This window comes from Treponema primitia ZAS-2, assembly GCF_000214375.1.
Classification (GTDB): domain Bacteria; phylum Spirochaetota; class Spirochaetia; order Treponematales; family Breznakiellaceae; genus Termitinema; species Termitinema primitia.
Genome location: NC_015578.1, coordinates 2,244,415 through 2,262,346 on the forward strand (window position 1 = coordinate 2,244,415; position 17,932 = coordinate 2,262,346).

Consider the following 17,932-nt stretch of genomic DNA (forward strand, 5'->3'; position numbering starts at 1 on the left):
TGAAAAAACGGAAGGCTAAAAATGGCTAAAGGACGAAGACCGGCCTCCCCCTCTAGGGGGGGAGGCCGGCAGGAAGGATTGAAAAACAGGATTATAACCAGAAAAAAGCTCCCCCGGATTTTATTGGGAGGGCTTATCCTTCTGGCTTTCGCCGCAGGGGCGCTGATACTCATCCCCATCCTCACGGAGCCTAAAGTCACCTGGTATGTGGCGCCGGAATATGAAAAACAGTGGGGGGAGATTCTCGCCCGGGCCTCCCCTCCCCCTCCTTTTATGCAGATACAAGTGTATAAAAAGGAAAGGTCGAAAAAACGAGAGCCCGACGGAATTATTATTACCCGGGAGACTCCGGAACTTCCAGAGCCGGTTTTAGCTGCTGGGCCGAAAGAAGCCCTGGAATCCCTCCGAATTATTCCCATAGATTCCGGAAACCGGGAATATAGGGGCGCAAGGGCATTGGCTTTTAACCCCTGGATGGTGTATCGTAAGTATGAGGGCCCCCAACTAACCAGGGCGCGGCTGGACCGCCCGGGCGGAGAGGGCACCATCCTGATTCCCGGGGCTGAACCGGCGGCAGTAGAAGCCTGGCTGGCCCAGCTTTTACAGGAAAGTCCCGGGGTTTTCCCGGAAGACCGGGAAACCTGGGATAAGGCGGAGGATAGGCTGTTCCTGGATCGCCGTTTTCAGCGGGGGGCGCTGAGTTATTCCTGGTTTGATATATGGATAGCCCTTTTCCAGGAAGGGCCGTCCTGGGTGTACGCCCCCCTGGGTAAGATCAGGGAACTACCCCCGGACCAGGCGGCTTCCCTGGATGCGGCCCAATTCCCCATACCCGGGAATTGGAACCGGTACGGGATGCAGGCGGATATACTTTGGGCTATCCCCAAAGCTCCGGGAACCAGTGAAAGGGTGAAAAAAGTGCTGGAGGATGCAAATTTCTGGCTTGAGAAACCGGAAATTCAGGCCCTAATAGCCGATACTTTAGGGTGGGTCCCGGCCCATCCCCAGGGGAAACCCTATGATACCATCGCCCGGGAGGCTCAGGTGGTGTGGTTCAGCAGTTCATTTATATGGCAAGGAGCTAAAAATGTGCAAGAAGGCTACAGATAGGAGCCGTATTTTAAAATTTACCCTTCAAAGCCTTTTTCCGATTTGTATTTTCATCATCCTCGCCTCTCCCATGTGGGCTCATGGTAAACAGGAGAACTGGCAGCCCGTGGACGGCCAGGAAATTTGGCAGAAAGAATACGATATAAGCGGCCTTAAAAGGGGCAAGCATAATTTTTTAGTCCGCGCCAGGGACGCCGCTGGAAATCAAACCATCGACGGTCCCTATAATATTGTGGTGGATCGGAATGCGGGGCTTCCGGAGGTCCGCATCGTGTACCCCGAGGCCAATGCGGTTATCCGCCAGGATACGGATTTTCTGGGGGTAGCCTCAGGCCGTTTTGGGGTGGACCATGTGACGGTGCGCCTGGATGACCAGGCTTCGGTTCAGGCGGATGGCAAAGAATACTGGAAATTCCCTATCTCCACCTTTGTCCGGAGTGTCACCTTAGCAAACGGGTCTACTGCGGAACGGAGCCTTTCAGAAGGCCTGCACGTAATGCATGTTAAGGCCACAGATACCCGCAGAACCGAGGGGCCGGAGATCCAGATACCCTTTATCTATGACCGGACACCGCCGGAAGTTGAATTCATTGGCATTGAAACAGGCCAATTGGTATCGGGGAATATCAAACTCCAGGGACAGGCTTCTGACACCAACGGTATAGCCACAGTGGAATTCAGCGCCGATGGCGGCCGGAGTTTTGAATTTCTGGATCTGAAACCAAATAAAAAAATCCTCGGGTCGTTTAGCTTTATGGTGCCCTTCCCCACCCTCAAAAGCCGTGACGGCCAGGTTTTCTTCCAGCTCCGGGCTACGGATACCACAGGCCTGATTAGCACCAAGCCCTACCTGCTCTATGTGGACAATGAGCGCCCGGTGATTGAAGTCCTGTCCCCTGCGGATGGGGATGATTCACTAGGCCCCACAAGGGTAACAGGGCGCATCTATGATGCGGTGGGCCTTTCAAAATTCTACTATGAGTGGGTGGGAGAAACCCATGACATAGAAATACGCCCCGGTGACCCCTACTGGGACATCAACCTTAATATTTCCTACCAAAACCGGAACCCCACCTTGCGGGTGTACGCGGTGGATAAAAGCAATAACCAGACTGTACTGGTCAAACGGTTTAGCGATAGCCGCAAGGTTAAAACCCCTACCCTCACCATAGACTACCCCACCACGGGGCTGAACAATCTGGCGGCGGACCAGTCCATCATCGGTCACTTTAACCCCGGCTTTATACCAGCCACCATAATTATGGAAGGAAGGGTGGAAGAACTCCCCGCCGAACCGGGCTTCCGTATCCCCCCGGACCTGATCCCCCAGGGGAGAAGTACCATACGGCTCTGGGCAAAGGCGGTGGATGGTACCGTGGGTTCCCCCTATACCCTGCGGGTCAACAAGCCCGCGAGTAGGGACAATGCGGTGCCCCTGGATCCGAAACCTTCTCCCATAGTGATCTCCAACTATAAGGCCTATGACTTTATCCGGGAAGGGCAGATTAGCCTCCGGGGGCGTATCGCCCAGCAAACCTACGGGGCTTCTTCGGGCGTCCTGGACGCCTCGGTGCTGGAGGAACTTTCCGCCATGACCGATATTTCCCTGGCAGCATCCCTCTTGGAATCCCGGGATACGGAAATTGACGAGAGCGCCCCGGATACTCCGGTGGTCGCCGACGAAATACCCTATTCCTCCCTGATTGCCCAGGGCGGGGCATTCCGCTTGGAATACCGTCTGAACCCCCAGGATGATTGGGGTTCCGTGACCATACGGGGGGATGGCACCTTTGACCTGCCGGTGGATATGAACAGCTTCCGGGAAGGGCCGGTGCATATAGAACTCCGGACCCTACAGCGGGAGGTTCCGGCCATCCCCCTGTACTTCCCCCTGAACCGGGCGGAATCGGATCCGGTGGTACACTTTATTTCCCCTGTTCAGAATGGTACCACGGTAAACGGTTCTACCACTGTTACCGGCCGGGTCAATTCTGTTGTGCCGATACGTGAAATCGCCTTTACCACCGACGAAACCATTTTTACCCCCATAGAGATGAAAGAGGGCTTCCAAAAGTATGAATTCTCCACCCTCTTTGATTTTACCGCCATGGATAGGGCCGGGGGCAGCTTTTCTATACGGGTAACCGACAAAAACGGCGATGCCTTCCTCACCCCCCTGGATGTGCCGGTGGACGCTGCCAGCGATGATCCGATTATCACCTTTAACCAGCCTTTGGAGAAAGAGGTCATTGTGGATGATCTGTCCATCACCGGTATAGTCCAGGACGATGATCAGGTGTACGGCATCCACTGGCGGATCATTAAAAAAGACGAGGATACTACCGCCCGCACCAAGATGTTTGCTTGGGAGGATGAGGAGCTTGAAGAGGAGTCCCCTCTTTCTTCGGACTTTACCTTTATTGAAACAGATCAGGTATTTGACATCTCTATCCCCCTGGCTTACCTTTCGGATGGCGAATGGATCATTGAAGCCTTTGGTGAGGATATCTACGGTATCCAGGGGGAAGTGACCCAGCGGATCATACGGGTCAGCCTGGCAAACCCCCAGGTAACCATGACCGATCCGGTGATGACGGTCTACAACCGGGGGGTTATCTATATCCACGGCAATGCCTTGGACAGAAATGGTATCCAGGGCGTATGGGTGTCCATGGATAACGGTAATTCCTACCAGCAGGCTGAGGGCGGGGAAGAATGGCGGCTCAGCCTGAATACGGCTCTCTATGAGGATGGGGAGTACGCCGTGCTATTACGGGTGCGGGACCGCTACGACCGGGAGACCATAGACAGCGCCATGCTCAACATTGACAATACCCCCCCGGATATGGTCTTTGAGGTACCCTACGACGATGCGGATATCGGGAACACTCTTGATATCGCAGCCCGCATCCAGGACAACATCGTTTTACAGGAAATTACCCTGGAGGTAATCTCAGTCTCCAATTCCGACTACCGCCTGACCTATACCCTGGACCCCGCCCCGGTCATTCTGGAAGCCCTTGATATTTCCGAGGCGCCCCTTGGATTCTACAATATCCGTATCGTTGCCACGGACATGGCGGGAAATACCGCCGTGGCCAGCCGCAATGTTACTAAAACTACCGAGGCTGAGGCATCGGAAGCGTCCTTCTACAACCCCATGCCCGGAGAAGTTCATACAGGCACCATCAACATAAGCGGTCGGACCCGGGGACTGGTGGTTCCCACAGAGGTCCAACTCTGGGCAAACCGGGAGCCCCATGCTACGGTACCAGTAGATAAATACGGAAATTTCTTTTATAAGTTCCCCCAGAATAAAATACCCGACGACGGCTTTCTTGTCCTTTCGGCCAGCTATGAAACCCCCTCGGGGGAGATGGTGTTCAGCAATGAACACCCCATGCTCTACCGGGATGCGGGCCCCACGGTTACTGTTGAAAGCCACAAGGACGGGGACGTGATCACCGGCAGGCCCTGGTTAAAGGGCCGCGCCTGGATGGAGTTCAGCCCATCCCAGTGGGCTTCCCTGCCCAGGGGAGAGCGGCCTTACTACGATGTGAAAAAGGTCCTGATAAGCTTTGATAATGGCCGCACCTACCATGTTGCCAAGGGAACCCGGGAATGGAAATTCCGGCTGGAGTGCAGCGAGATAGGCCGGGGACCCCTTCCCATCCTGATTCGGGCGGAATTCGCCAACGGCGAAATAGCCATACGCCGGGTGGTAATGACTATTGACCTGGATCCCCCGGCCCTGCGGACCCTTGACCCAGAGGAAGATACCCTCCACCGGGATGCCTTGTATGTCTACGGTACCGCCTCAGAGGAATACGCCTTTGACTCGATCATGATCAACCTGCGGCCCGGGGATAAAGCCCTCTACATGATTCCCCCCATTATCCAGGGACTATACCTTGATGCATCCTTTTTCGGCGCAACTATCGCATCCGGAGGTTTGGGGATTACCTTCTTTGAGAACAATGTAAAGCTCCAGGTCCATGCGGGGATAGCGCCCTCTGAGGTCGAAGGCGAGGCAGGGCGATATCCCGGCCAAGTTTTCGGGGCCAAACTTATCGCCAACCTCTACAACCTCCCCTTCCGGTACATCTTCGGCCCGGACTGGGAAATGTTTTCCATGACCTGGGCACTGGGGGCCAACTTTGCCTACTTCTCCATGGGGGAAGGCACGCCCCAGATCCTGGGGGCGGTTCTGGCCCAATGGGAAGTGGCGCGTTTTACCTTTCCCCAGTTTAAGGTTTTCAGCTCCTATGCCGCCTATGTGGAACCCGCCGTGTGGTTTACCTCCACTGAAGAGGGTATCAAAGCAGACAGGTTCAAATTCCGTATCGGCTTTGGAATCCGGGCTAATGTGTTCTAAAGTTTAAGGAGAATCGCCATGGGAACCAAGGGCACACCGGGCCAGGCAAAAAGCCGGCAGGACGAAGTTACACGGCTCATGCAGGAGGAGACTGAAAAGGTCATCCATCACATAAAAACCCAACTGCCCAAGGAAGTGGTTGAACGGCTGGATGTCCCGGGGGGGCTCAAGGATAATTTGCTGAATTTTTTCAACCGGAGTTTTCAGGATCTGTTCAATCATTATCTGGGAAGTACCGAAGACGATATTGGGAAAAGCCTGCGCGACTTTCAACAAAGTTCCCCGCGCAGTTATGCTGGGGGAGATCTTCCCCGGTACGCCCCCAGGGACATTACAGAACTTCTTACGGGCATAGGCGGGACAGGTAAATTCAACACCGGGGAAATCGAAAAATCCCTGGTCAATATGTACGGTCATTTCCAGGGTCACCTTCAAAAAAGCATCAATGAACTGGAAGATAAGACCAGCAGCCTCCTCCGGCACAGGACCGATACAGGGGCCTTTATCCGGGGTGACGGAAGTTATAGGGTGGTCAAGTGCAGTTTCAGGGACAACCTGGAAAAGCCCAGGACGGTAACGGACCTTAAACTTTCGATTAATATTCCTGAATCGGATCTGATAAGCCCCATCTTTCACTACCAGGCTACCGCAGAATATCTGATAAAGGATCTGCTCTCCAGACGGATACAGAATAGCATTGACAAGGAAATTGAACAGCTTCGGGATGAACGGATAGATGAGGGCTTAGAGGATCTGAACGATACGGATCTGCTCCTGCATAAGTTGGATCAGGTGGAGGAATTCACCGATGACAATGCGGATCAGGACAAAGCGAAGCGGTACTCCCTGCTCGCCAAGAGCATCATGGACCGGCTTAAGGGCATGGGTGCAGAACTTGAAGGGGATTACGACCAGTTGAATATACGGGAAAACCTCAGGAAGATCATTGATTCCGAAAATATCCGGGATAGAGGCTTCAACACTGCGATTAATTCCATTACCACAATCCTGGACAATGCCCGGCTTGGATTTCAATACATTGAAAACTTAAAAAACGCCCGGGAACTGGTTATCCGGGAATATGAAGACACGGATACCCAGGGGCTTCCGGACGAACGGTACCAGCTGCGGCTGCGTTACTACGATACCAATCAGCTTACAGAAGCCCGCAAAGCCTATGACGCTCAGATGAAGAGTTTCGGGACCGAGGTAAAACTGGTTTGGGACATACTTCAGGTAATCTACGAGGAGGGCAAATCCCCCTTTAAGGTCTGTGACTTCAAGGACCTGACCCGAAAAACCCAGGACCGGATCCGTAAACTGAATAAGGACCAGGCTGGCCCCTACGGGGATCTTGAAAAACCCTGGGATGAAATGAGTTTTGTACGCCCTACTGAGACCGAGGTGGAGAAGGCGAACCGCACCTACACCTGGGAAAAGGAAAATATCCAGCGCCGCATCCCCATCATACGGAGCCTGATCCAGGAAATTTACAATTACGATTATCCTGTGGAACGGCGCTCCCTGGAGGATAGGCTGAATTTTCTGGAAGCGGAATACAATCGCTTTGAGTACGGCATCAACCCCTACCACCTCCAGCCCGGGCTGGTCCTGGATATGGATATCACTTCAATAAAACGGAAAAAACTGACCCTGGAGGCAATGTCCAATGTGCTCACCGAATTCCTCCGCACTGTTTCCCGGGGCTTCCAGGATGCAGCCCTCTCCAACAGTCCCCGCCAGGGGGGCACCGGCAATCAGAGGAATGACCGTTTCCGCAAGGGAAATCTTGGCAACCCCAGCCCCGCCGGGTCCGCCTCCTTTCTTGCGGGCAGCATTTCTGCCAGTTTAGGTATGGACGAAACCCAACCTCTCCCGGATTCGGTGCCTATGGAAGAGGATCCGGAAAGCGGGTCGGATACGGAACTTCCAGTGAAGTCTCCCACAGATGAAGAAGCCGGGGAGATTCGGGAAATTTGATACGGACCACATCAACCTTACTGATAGTTTTATTGCTGGTAGGGTGCGGCAAACAGGAACCTGTAAAACTGCGGGTACTGAATTATACAGACAGCACATCCCCCGCTTATTCAACTGAACTTGAACGGGTATGGGAAGCCTTTGAAAAGGCAAATCCGGAGATTATCCTGGAACGGGAGGATCTCCGGGGAGAATCCTTTTTTAACAGGCTTGAGACCTATATCACCGCAGGGGATCTTCCGGATGTGATCTACGCATGGCCTTCGGAACAGGCCGCAGGGCTTACCGCCCCGGGTATCACAGAGCTTCATGCCAAAAAACTCCTCAAGGACCTGGCGCCCCTCATTAAAAAGGACAAACTTGGAATGACCTACTCCCCGGTTGCCCTGGACGGCGCGCTTCAGGCAGGTGGCTATCTGGGGATTTTACCCCGGTCCATCGGTTCCAGCCACAGTTTTTATGTCAATAATGCGGTTCTTCGGGATGCAGGACTTAGTCCAGCAAAGACCTACGATGAACTGAAAGCCCAGGTTCCCCTGCTGGCCGCCAAGGGGTATGACACGGTTATTATCGGTAATCAGGACGGCTGGGTAATGCCCTACTGCCTTTTTTCGCTTTTGGCCGGACGGTTCTGCGGCCCCCGCTGGGAACAGCGTATACTCTCGGGAGAAGCAAAATTCACGGATGAAGATTTTATAGCGGCTATCAGCTTCGTACAGAATCTCTACCGGGATGCTGTGATCCCCATGGAGACACTAAACTATTCCTACGGAGACGTTACCCGGCGCTTTGCCACAGGCCAGTCAGCCTATTTGATCGACAGCCAACAACGGGCAGCCGCCCTGGTAAGTCCCGACACCAATGGTGATACATTAATCTCAGCGGAACGGGAGGAAGACATACTCCTCAGGGTATTCCCTGAAATCAGGGGAGTAAAACTAAACAATTCTACCTCGGTTATCCCCGGCCCCGGATGGGGCATCGGCGCTCAGGTAGCTTCAAATTCCGCAAAGGAAAAAGCAGCCTGGGGTCTGGTAAAGTGGCTTTCCGGCAAGGAAGTCCAGACTTGGCTTTTGGAATCAGGGGCCATCATGACAGCCACCCGCACTGATATTGAAATTGACAGCCTGCCCCTATCCCTCCTACAAAAGGCCGCCGCCGGCTTCGCCGGCAACTACAGCGCCGGAACCGCAGTGATCAGCAGGACCTTCCAGTCCCGGGTAAACGTCTCCCTCAACGATGGCTTGCAAGAACTGGGGATTGGAACCAAGTCCGCCAAACAGGTGGCAGAAGCGGTTCAACGCAGTTTTGAACAGCCGTAACGGAACTAAAGGTGCATGCGCCGCTGGAGTTCCTGCCACAGGGATTTACCCTCAAAGAGCAGGAGAAAAGCCAGAGATATTATGGAAAGGGTAAAACAAACAAGGGCAGGATAGATGATGGTGACCACATGAAAGATCACCAGCAATAATGAAAAAATACTGATCACACTGATAAATCCCAGAAATAAACAGTAATCTTCAACTTTTAGCCTGCGTACCTTTGCAAATACCGCTAGGGCAACCATAGAACAACTAAAGAGTATGGGAATTACAAAATTCAGGGACCACTTATAAAAACCATTGAAAAAATCCCAGAGTAGAACCAACAGGGATATTATCATAAGCTGACGGAAAATAATTTTGGGAATGTCCCACCATTGCCGGTTAATAACCAGAAAAGAAAGCCAGAGGCTGGCAAGGCCTGCGATGATAAAAAGTGACCACAAAATCCCCGAAACCGGCAGGGCAATATTTACCGCCACGGATATGGCCGCCACAGCAATGGTGCCGAAGGCGATAAAGCTAAGGAGCCTTTTGAAAGAACCCGAAGGAGGCTGAATGAGGGGGAAAACATTCCCCTCAGGTTCGGCGATTCCGGTCAAATCTCCCTGGCAGAGGGGGCATCGTTGAGGGTTGCCGGCTACCTTGACATTACATTTATTACAAACAAGCATACTAGGCTCCCAATCCTGCAAGGTTGGAGACAATCGTAATATCCAGACCTAAATTCCCCAGGGCACGGAAGAAGGCCCTCTGAATACCCGAGCTTACCAGAGGGGAAGAAAAACTGATCACCAGGGTATCCTCAAAGGAACAGATGGCGACATGGGGACGTTTTGTACTGGTAAATAAACTGAACAGGCTTATATGGGGAGCAAGCTCCCGGGGCATGCTGATCTTTCCGATGTTGGATAGCGCAGCGCTGTCCTCCATATCCGCCTTCCATGCAGCGGTTTTCAATACCGGGGCCTTGACCACCAGGGGCACCACCTTCAAGGCAAATGCATCCTCCAGGGAAAAAAGCCGGTTGATCCGCTCCTGGATCCGTTCAGGGGTCAACTCTGTTTTAAAAGAAAGCTTAACCCGCTCTGCTACATCCTCCAGGGTCTTCCCCTGGGTAGAAAAATTGTGGGAAACATTAATAGCCCCAAAAAAATTCCGGGCCGTAGGGGTGGCAAAATATTTTCGCAGATCCACAGGAATAGTGACGGACACCGGCTTATCCTCATCCCGGATCTTCATACCCTCATGGATGGAACAAATAAGCAGGCTGACAAGAAATTCGCTTACCGTGGTTTGATGTTCATGGGCTTTTTGTATCATTGCAGAAACCGAAACATGGCCTTCAATAATACCTATCCTGGATTCGGGAAACCGTTCGCCCCTGATACGGTACGCCCGGGGCAGAGAGGGAATCCGGGGCGCTCTTTTTTTAGAGTAATACTTATCAAAGGCGTCCAGGCTTTTTTGCTCATCCGAGGCATCGTCGTTTTCCAGGTGAATATTTTTATCAATTCTATGGGGATATTTTTCCGTAAGGTAGTGGTACACGATGGTTTTCAGAAACTGGAGGGCCCCAACTCCATCGGAAAGGGCATGATAAATTTCCAGGTTGATCCGTTTACGGTAATAGCTAAGCTCAAAGAGGAGGTTTTTCCTGTTCACATCATACAGGGGCGCACAGGGGGGTTTATATTCCTCCCGTACCACAGGCTGTATATCACTTTTTTCAAAATAGTACCAAAAGAAGCCCCGGCGTATGACAAACCGGTAGAAAGGATACTCGCCCAGGCTGGCGTTCAGGGCACGCTGCAGGGTCTCTGCATCCACTGCCTCCCGAAGCTCGCAGCAGAAACGGAAAACCTTGGTGTCATCCTTGGTGGTACTGGGAGGAAATATTTTTGCGGCATTATCCAGACGACTCCATTGATTAGAATACACGGCGCTCCCCTACTCATCCAAAAATGCGTTAATCAGTTCATAGGTTTTCTGCACATGAACAAAGCGTGGGGAAAGCATCATATAGGCGTGAAAGGCATCCTTCATCCTGAAAACCTTCACCTGAACCCCCGCCTCTTCCAGCCGCTTCCCATAAAACTCCCCCTCATCCCGGAGTGGGCAATACTCGGCACTGATGATCAGGGTTTTAGGCTGGCCGCTTAGATCCGCTGCTTCAAGTGGCGCAAAATAGGGATTTTTGTAATCATCATCCGAGGACTTGTACAGGTCTATCATATCTGCCACTCGTTTTGAAGTTAACAAATAATCGGTTCCATTGGTCCTGATGGATTCAAAGGGCGAAGAGGAACTGTGATCCGCAGCGACCGCAGGATAGATCAAAATTTGCCGGGGAGGCAAAAATTCACCCCGGTCCCTGGCCATAAGGGAAACCGCCGCTGCCAGGTTGCCCCCGGCGCTGTCCCCGATAATGGTTATATTGGCAGGGTCCACGTTGAGCAGACTCTTACCCAGGAACAATTCCCGGGCCACGGCGTAACAATCCTCCGGGGCAGCGGGAAAATGGCTTTCCGGAGCAAGCCGGTAATCCACAGAAACCACCACCGCAGAAATAGCCCCGGCTAAATAGCCGCACATCTTAGTATAACTTTCAATACTTCCGGTAACCCAGCCGCCGCCATGGAAAAACAAAAGGAGCCGCCGGGGGCTTCCCTTTTTGGGCAAAAAGACCCGCACAGGCACCTCATAATCACCGGATTTTACCATATGATCCCAGATTGAATAGGCCTCAGGTTTAGGTCTTAGCCGGGCGGACAGATTTTCAAACTGTCGCTCCACCTTATAGCTCTTCTTAATATCCACATTCAGGTAGGCTATAGCTTTCAGAGCCGCCCGCATCGCCTTGTTTATAGCCACATTTTGCCTCGCAGGGATAGTATACAGCAATTTTCTCTGTTTATGATAGCTGTATTGGTGGTAGTGACCGGGGCGCTCCCCTGCGCAAGCAGGTTCTTGGCAATTCCCTACCACCCTAACCTGTAGAGCCTGCCTACGGAGCCCGGTAGGTCTCCTCCGGCAGAGAATTCCAGAGACGGGTGGCAGGGAATTGCCCGCCCGCCCCTGCCTCTGTCCCTATATAGGTACCTTAAAGCGGTTGCTATATACAATGGTATGGTTGACTTTAGTCGTTTGACGCTTTTTCGCCCGGTCAGTAGCCCAGCAGAGCTGTCATAAACTGAGAACACCAGCCTTACTGTACCGGCCCGCACCGATCGCCGATACTGATCCCTGCCCTGGTGAACCAGCCCTGGGGGACTTCCAGGGCATAGCGGCCTGAGCGGCGTGATTGAATCGCAGTTGTATCCTGGGGCTTCATGTCGTGGATTTCCATAATACGGCCGTCATAGGCGATATAGGCTATGGACAGGGGAAGCAGGGTATTTTTCATCCAAAATGAAAGGATCTGGTCCTTTTCAAATACAAAGAGCATCCCCTCCCCGTCTTTCAGGGAGCTCCGCCCCATGAGGCCCCGAGCACGCTGATCATCGGTTCGGGCAATTTCAGCCAACAGTTTTACTGTTTCCCCGTTTTCCCGCTCTATGGTAAGCTCCCGCTGTTCCAGCTTGTGCTGCCTCCCGGTACTTCCGGCGGAATCACCGGGAGCGCAGTTTACTGCCCCTGCGCCGATCAGGATCAGGCTAAAAAAAAGACTCCGGGGGCATTTCACGTTAAAACCCGTCCAAAAAAGAATTCCGGTTGAGCAGTTCCCGGGAGCCGTCGGCGGAGGAGCTTTTGACCATAGCGCTGAAGGCCGGCTTGTCTATGTACTTCACCGTCAGGGGCCGCTCAATAGAGACCCGGGTCTCGGCGGTTTCCCAGACAGCCTCCTTGGGGCTCAAGGAACTGGGGGGGCCGTAACGTTTCACAAAGCTGGTAAAAACCGAGTAGTGATCCACCAGCCGGGTATCCAGGATAAAAGACATGATGAACAGGGATTCATCCCGGAACTGAAAGAAAGCGCGCCGGATAAAGGACAGGCCCTGGGTTTCCACTAGGGTTTGATCCTGGTCCGAAGGGACCAGGGAGACATCCCGGTCTTCACGGAAGCGGAATATGTCATCCTCCCGGAGAACTATCTTGAGCCCATCAAGACCGATTCCTAAAAAAATGTGCCGGAAACTGCGGGGCAACTCAGCGTAGACCGAGGGTTCCTCGGCCGCCGTTTCTTCCACATCTAAATAATTGAGGTATTCCTCGTCTTGGGTGTATCCCTCTGCCGCTTGGCCTTCAGTGTCCCCTTGGCCTTCGGTTTCTTCCGAAAAGTTGCTCCAGTCATATTCAAAGCCCTCATCGGCGTTGCCATTATCCTGGGCGTACAAAGCGCCGGAAAGGAGGAGCAAAGACAAGGCCAGTACCAGGGACAGATGTTTCATCATTTGATTATCGGTGAATTCAGCGCTAAAACTAAACGCTTCAAGTGATTCTCGGTTTAGGATAGCTGTATTGGGTTACTGACCCGGGAGGGAAATGAGCCGCCATTGCTTGCTTAAACAGAAAATTGTTAAAGTGCCTAGGGTTTCTTTACCCCGGCTTTGCGGTGCTTTTCTATGCGTTCCATATTCCGATAGTACTGGGCCTGTTTGGATATCTCCCAGGCATCCAGGACGCAGATCTTTTCATTGATAAGCCGGATCTTGTGGTTATCCATAATCTTTTTCATCACCAGGTTGCCCTCCGCTTGGGAGAGACCCACCATGTTTATCAGTTCCTTGGGGCCGAAATCAAAGATATGGCTCTGGACATTTTTAAGGTCCACCCGGGCTTTTTCAAGCTGGATCAACAGGACATCGTACAAACGTCCCAGGGGATCCGCGATCAGGGTGTTGGCTATCTGTTTATAGATGAACCAGATCCGTTCCGACAGGAGGGTGGTCAGTTTGGCGACTATCTGGGGCTGGGTGACTACCATGCGGCTAAAATTCTCCCGGTTCACTGTGAGGAGCAGGGCGTCCTCATAGGCGACTGCGCAGGCGGTTCGGGGTTTAGACTCCAGCAGTGCCATTTCCCCAAAAATATCTCCACTTTTCAGCACCGCCAGGAGAACTTCGTTATTGTCCGCTATCTTGGCTATCTTTACCGACCCTTTCTGAATGATATACAGCTCTTCCCCGGGCTCACCCTCGGCGAATATCATAAAATCCTTGGGGTATTTCCGAATGTAGTCGCCCTCCTGGGACTCAATGGCCTGGGTTTTAACATAGGGGGCAATTTTCATCATCCGTTCCCGGGCGAGGTTAAAATTTTCCCCCTGGGGACAAAACCTGACATACTTGGAATAGGCGTGATACGCATGGTTGTATTGGCTTATCTTGGCGTAGTACTCGGCCACAATAAAGAGGTGCTCTGTCCCCTCCTCACCTGCATTTTTCAGGGTCAGCCGGGTCAGAGCTTCGTCAAGGTAGCGCATACGTTTGGAAAACAGGAGGATGATCTTCATGGCCACTGCGGAATTCTTTTGAATCAGTTCGCTGTATTGATCCTTTTCAACGGAAATCAGGGTAACATCTGTTATGGCTTGGGCGGTTTCGATATGGCTATGGGTGGACATGGTGGATACCACCCCGAAGAAGTCCCCGGGTCCCAGGAGATTGCTCCCTTCCTCAACCACCACTTCCACGGCCTTGGAAATTCGCACCTTCCCTTCCCGGATAATGAAAAACCGGTCGGCGTTATGCTTACCCTCCACTACGATATAAGAGCCTTTCTTAAAACTGACAAACGTAAGTTGCAGCTGTCCGCTCATAAAACCCCGCTAAAGTATAAAATCCCGAAAAAATTGTCATTATACAAATTCTTCTTTTAGTATATCTTAGTATCGGAATAAAATCCATTCAGAGTTCAGGGATTAAAATCTCCGACAAAAATAATTTCCGGTTCCAATTCAATCCCCAGGGCGGCCTTTACCTTTTCCGCCGTTAGGGATGTCAGTTCCCGAATATCAGCAGCCCTGGCGTTCCCGGTGTTGATAATAAAGTTCCCGTGCCAGGGCGCAATTTGGGCCCCTCCTACAGAAAGGCCCCTCAGGCCCAGTTCATCGATGATCTTTCCTGTGGGTTTCCCGAAATCCCGGTTGTTCTTAAAGGCTGACCCCGCCGAAGGGAAGCGGTAATGCCCCTTCTCCTCCCGGTCTCGGCGATGTTTTTCCATATCACCCTGTATTTCCAGCTTTTCCCGGCGTTGAAGCCTGAACCGGGCGGCCAGAATCAGGACATCCCTGGTTTGGAAGGGGCTTTTTTTATAGGAAAAATCCCCTTTCCCGGGGAAAAGGCTGATTCTATTCAGTTTTTCATCCAGTATTTCGGTTTCCAAAAGTACATCCGAGACCTGCCTATCGAAGCACCGGGCGTTCATCCACACCGCCCCTCCCAGGGTGCCGGGCATTCCCGCCAGGAATTCAAGCCCCCCCCAGCCTTCACGGGCAGCGGCTTCTAGGGCATCATCCACCCTTGTCCCCGCCCGGATCAAAACGCTGCCCGAGGCAGCTGTAGCTTCGTCGGGGCTGAAGTCGCAGCCGGTCCATCCGGTGGTGTCCAGCACTATCCCCCGGAGCCCCGAGTCGGATACCACCAAATTTGCCCCGCCCCCCAGGATAAAGAGGGGTATACCCTGGGTTCGGGCCAGATCCAGCAGGGCTACGGCAATAGGTGGGAAAGCCTCGCCCCGGGGCCGTATCCAAAGATCCGCCGGGCCGCCGACCTTAAAGGTGGTATGGGTCGACAGGGGTTCGTCGTATTTCAGGTCATCCTGGGCTAGCAGAGCCGTGATTTCAGAGGGGAGCCTTTCGATCAGGGCCTCCAGTACTGCTTTACTGTAACTCAAAAAATTCTTTCCTTTCATTATTGTTCTGGTCCACCAGGGCACCCAGTTTCTTTGCAGCCAGGTCCGGCGCCAGGCTGCATATCCGGCTGCTCACCAGATTACGGGTCTTATACCGCTGGGTAAGTCCGGACAGAAGCCGGGCGGAAATCACTGGGTGACCGGCGGCAGTATAGCCTGTGGCGGCGGACCAGGAAAAGGCACATTCTCCGGTATCCAGGGCAAAGCGCCAGGATGGAGGGCTCTTTTCCAGGAGTTCTTTCACCAACGAGGCCGCCCTTGCCCCGGGGCTTTGAGGCGCCGGAACCTTATCCCTGTCGTCATAGGGGACGGCGCCCTTCATTTTTGTCATGGCCCGCCGCTCCAGTGGGGAACCAAAGGCAAAAACCGCCGTATCCCCCTCAATGCCGCTTAGCACCCCGCCGGCCTTTCCAAACACCTTAAGCACCTCTTTGAGAAAGGCTGAGGCGGCTTGGGCAGCCTCCTGGGGACTACTTCTGTTTTCAAGGCCCTTCAGGTTTCCCTCCCGAACAACCACAATAGCCGCGTTGGTATTGAGGGTTTCTGAAAGCCCTGGCCCCCCAGCCCGGATGAGCCCTTTCAGCCAGGAAGGATCCATCCGGGGACCGTAGGCCCGGCGGAGGCGGTTTGCCTCCCGGTATTTTGCAAGCAGGGCGAACACAAAGGATGAGATAATCCCCGCCAAGGCCCCGGATAAGGGGATAAGGGGATCCATCCAGTAAGAGCGGAGGATAAAACTCTCTGAAAAACCAAAACCCAGGGCTGCGGTCAGGACCAGACCCAGGCCCAGGGAAACCCAAGGGCCGGTCAGGGCAATAGAGGTCAGAATGACCAGGACCCCAAGAAGAGACCAGACCAGGGTATCCTGGCCGGTATCCGGGCTGAATACCCGGCCGGTAAGGAGGGTATTGGCCATGAGGGCGGAGCTTTCCAGGTCTGAGTTTTCCCCGGGGGCGCCCAAAATGCAGAAGGCTCCGGAAAGTTCCGCTTCCATGGCAGAGCGGAGGCGCAGCAGTTCGGCGTATTTTTCCCGAAGATTCCTGAAAGTGAGGATCAGCTCATTTCGTAGGACCGTAACCCGCCGTATCCCCTCCACTCCTAAGGATTCGGAGGCAATCATCCGCTCATATCCGTCAACCAGGCTTGTTTCCGAGGGTCCATTAAAAAATTCATCCAGGGACTTGAAATACCCCGCCCTGGCGTTCAGCCAGAGGTCTTTTTTTTCCTGATCCGGGGCTGCCAACAGTTCGTCCCGGATTTCTTCGGTATATTTATGGAGGTATCCCGGATATGCTACGGGGTCCAGGTCCTTATAGATACCCTGGTTTTCCGCATTGGTCAGGAGCCGCCCGAATTCCCGGTCCGCCTCCTCATATTCCTGAAACGCAGCCAAGGGGATACGACGGAAATCCTGTTCTTCCAGGTTAGGAGGAATAAACAAAAGCGCCCCGGTTTCGTCTGTGGGGAGAGGAAAATCCCCCTCCGGCCCGGCACTGAAAGTTCCAGCGCTTTTCAGGGCGGCAAAAACAATATGCTCCGCCTCAGAACCATCTTCCCGGATCATCACCGGGGCGATACGGCGTATTTTGCCGTCCCAGTCCTTGGCCGACCCAAGATACAGATCCAGCCCGGGAAGGTAGAGCCTGCCAAAAACCCCGGCGGAGTGCTCCAGGAGCTTCTCCTGTTTTTCCTGGGGAACCAGGGCTTGGAGAAGCCGATCCTTACCCCGTTCGGTGATAATCACCAATTCCCCCACATAGCGTTCCGCCTCCGAGGGAAGGATAAAACCCAGCCGTATAGCCTCAAAGAGGTTCCGTATATTCCGTTCCACCAGGGCAAATTCCCCGTCAAACCGAGACCGTATCCCGGGGGAACCGGAGCTGTCACCGGAAACACCGGGAAAGTTCCCCCCAAAGGAAGGGTTTTCCAGGACCGGTGTCTGAATAATCAGAGTATCAGCCCCCATTTCGGTCAAGGTCATCAATACCTGAGAAGCCGCAGAAGGATCGATAAAATCCTCTTGGGACAGCCGGGTTTCGATAAGCAACAGCTCCTGAGAAACCGGAGGGCGCCCGGCAAATTGCAAGAGATAATCGTAATGGGGCCCCAGCTTAGGGCCTTTCAGAACATGAGAAGAAAGGACAATAACAGCAGCAGCGACACAAAACGTCACCGCCAGTCTGACCAGAGCCTTCTTTTTAGAAATATATACTGCCATAGATACCTTATTTTCGAAATTATTCCGATAATAGTAAAGTCTTTTATACTTGCTTATACCATAAGGTATGAT

The 17,932-nt window shown here is 53.0% G+C and carries 12 protein-coding genes; 4 read left to right on the forward strand and 8 right to left on the reverse strand.

The features are described 5' to 3' along the window. Positions 1–78: 78 nt before the first annotated feature. From TREPR_RS09775 to TREPR_RS09790, 4 genes are read left to right on the forward strand one after another with little or no spacing between them, the layout of a single operon-like run. The gene (locus TREPR_RS09775; protein ID WP_015708149.1) at positions 79–1,110 is read left to right on the forward strand and encodes a hypothetical protein; all 1,032 of its coding nucleotides are present in this window, start codon (positions 79–81) and stop codon (positions 1,108–1,110) included. Beyond that, on the forward strand, positions 1,088–5,485 hold the full coding sequence (locus tag TREPR_RS09780) for an Ig-like domain-containing protein (protein WP_015708150.1): 4,398 nt from the start codon (positions 1,088–1,090) through the stop codon (positions 5,483–5,485). The genes TREPR_RS09775 and TREPR_RS09780 overlap by 23 nt, the downstream gene beginning before the upstream one ends. Positions 5,486–5,503: 18 nt before the next feature. Continuing rightward, positions 5,504–7,465: a cytoplasmic filament protein CfpA gene (gene cfpA, locus TREPR_RS09785; RefSeq protein ID WP_015708151.1), complete on the forward strand. Its 1,962-nt coding sequence runs from the start codon at positions 5,504–5,506 to the stop codon at positions 7,463–7,465. Further along, entirely contained in the window at positions 7,462–8,787 is a 1,326-nt protein-coding gene (locus tag TREPR_RS09790) for an ABC transporter substrate-binding protein (protein WP_015708152.1), read from the forward strand. The genes cfpA and TREPR_RS09790 overlap by 4 nt, the downstream gene beginning before the upstream one ends. 5 nt (positions 8,788–8,792) lie before the next feature. On the opposite strand, the gene TREPR_RS09795 is transcribed toward TREPR_RS09790, so the two are convergent. The 8 genes from TREPR_RS09795 to TREPR_RS09830 all read right to left on the reverse strand — a co-directional run bounded on the left by TREPR_RS09795 (position 8,793) and on the right by TREPR_RS09830 (position 17,860). Continuing rightward, positions 8,793–9,461: a DUF6320 domain-containing protein gene (locus TREPR_RS09795; protein ID WP_015708153.1), complete on the reverse strand. Its 669-nt coding sequence runs from the start codon at positions 9,459–9,461 to the stop codon at positions 8,793–8,795. Between the two features lies 1 nt (position 9,462). Continuing rightward, positions 9,463–10,728 (reverse strand): hypothetical protein, encoded by a 1,266-nt coding sequence (locus TREPR_RS09800; RefSeq protein WP_015708154.1) that lies wholly within the window; start codon positions 10,726–10,728, stop codon positions 9,463–9,465. Between the two features lie 9 nt (positions 10,729–10,737). After that, a complete protein-coding gene (locus TREPR_RS09805; RefSeq protein WP_174269883.1) occupies positions 10,738–11,661 on the reverse strand; it encodes an alpha/beta hydrolase in 924 nt (307 codons plus the stop codon). Positions 11,662–11,995: 334 nt separating this feature from the next. Then, positions 11,996–12,472: a DUF192 domain-containing protein gene (locus TREPR_RS09810; protein ID WP_015708156.1), complete on the reverse strand. Its 477-nt coding sequence runs from the start codon at positions 12,470–12,472 to the stop codon at positions 11,996–11,998. A 1-nt stretch (position 12,473) separates the two neighbouring features. Next, entirely contained in the window at positions 12,474–13,181 is a 708-nt protein-coding gene (locus TREPR_RS18745; RefSeq protein WP_015708157.1) for a hypothetical protein, read from the reverse strand. Between the two features lie 134 nt (positions 13,182–13,315). Continuing rightward, positions 13,316–14,548 carry a Crp/Fnr family transcriptional regulator gene (locus TREPR_RS09820; RefSeq protein WP_041611128.1) on the reverse strand — a complete coding sequence of 411 codons (1,233 nt, stop codon included), beginning with the start codon at positions 14,546–14,548 and terminating at the stop codon, positions 13,316–13,318. Positions 14,549–14,643: 95 nt separating this feature from the next. Continuing rightward, positions 14,644–15,624 (reverse strand): UDP-N-acetylmuramate dehydrogenase, encoded by a 981-nt coding sequence (murB, locus tag TREPR_RS09825; RefSeq protein ID WP_015708159.1) that lies wholly within the window; start codon positions 15,622–15,624, stop codon positions 14,644–14,646. Further along, the gene (locus TREPR_RS09830) at positions 15,611–17,860 is read right to left on the reverse strand and encodes a hypothetical protein (protein WP_081468655.1); all 2,250 of its coding nucleotides are present in this window, start codon (positions 17,858–17,860) and stop codon (positions 15,611–15,613) included. Before TREPR_RS09830 ends, murB begins: the two co-directional genes overlap by 14 nt. Positions 17,861–17,932 lie beyond the last annotated feature (72 nt).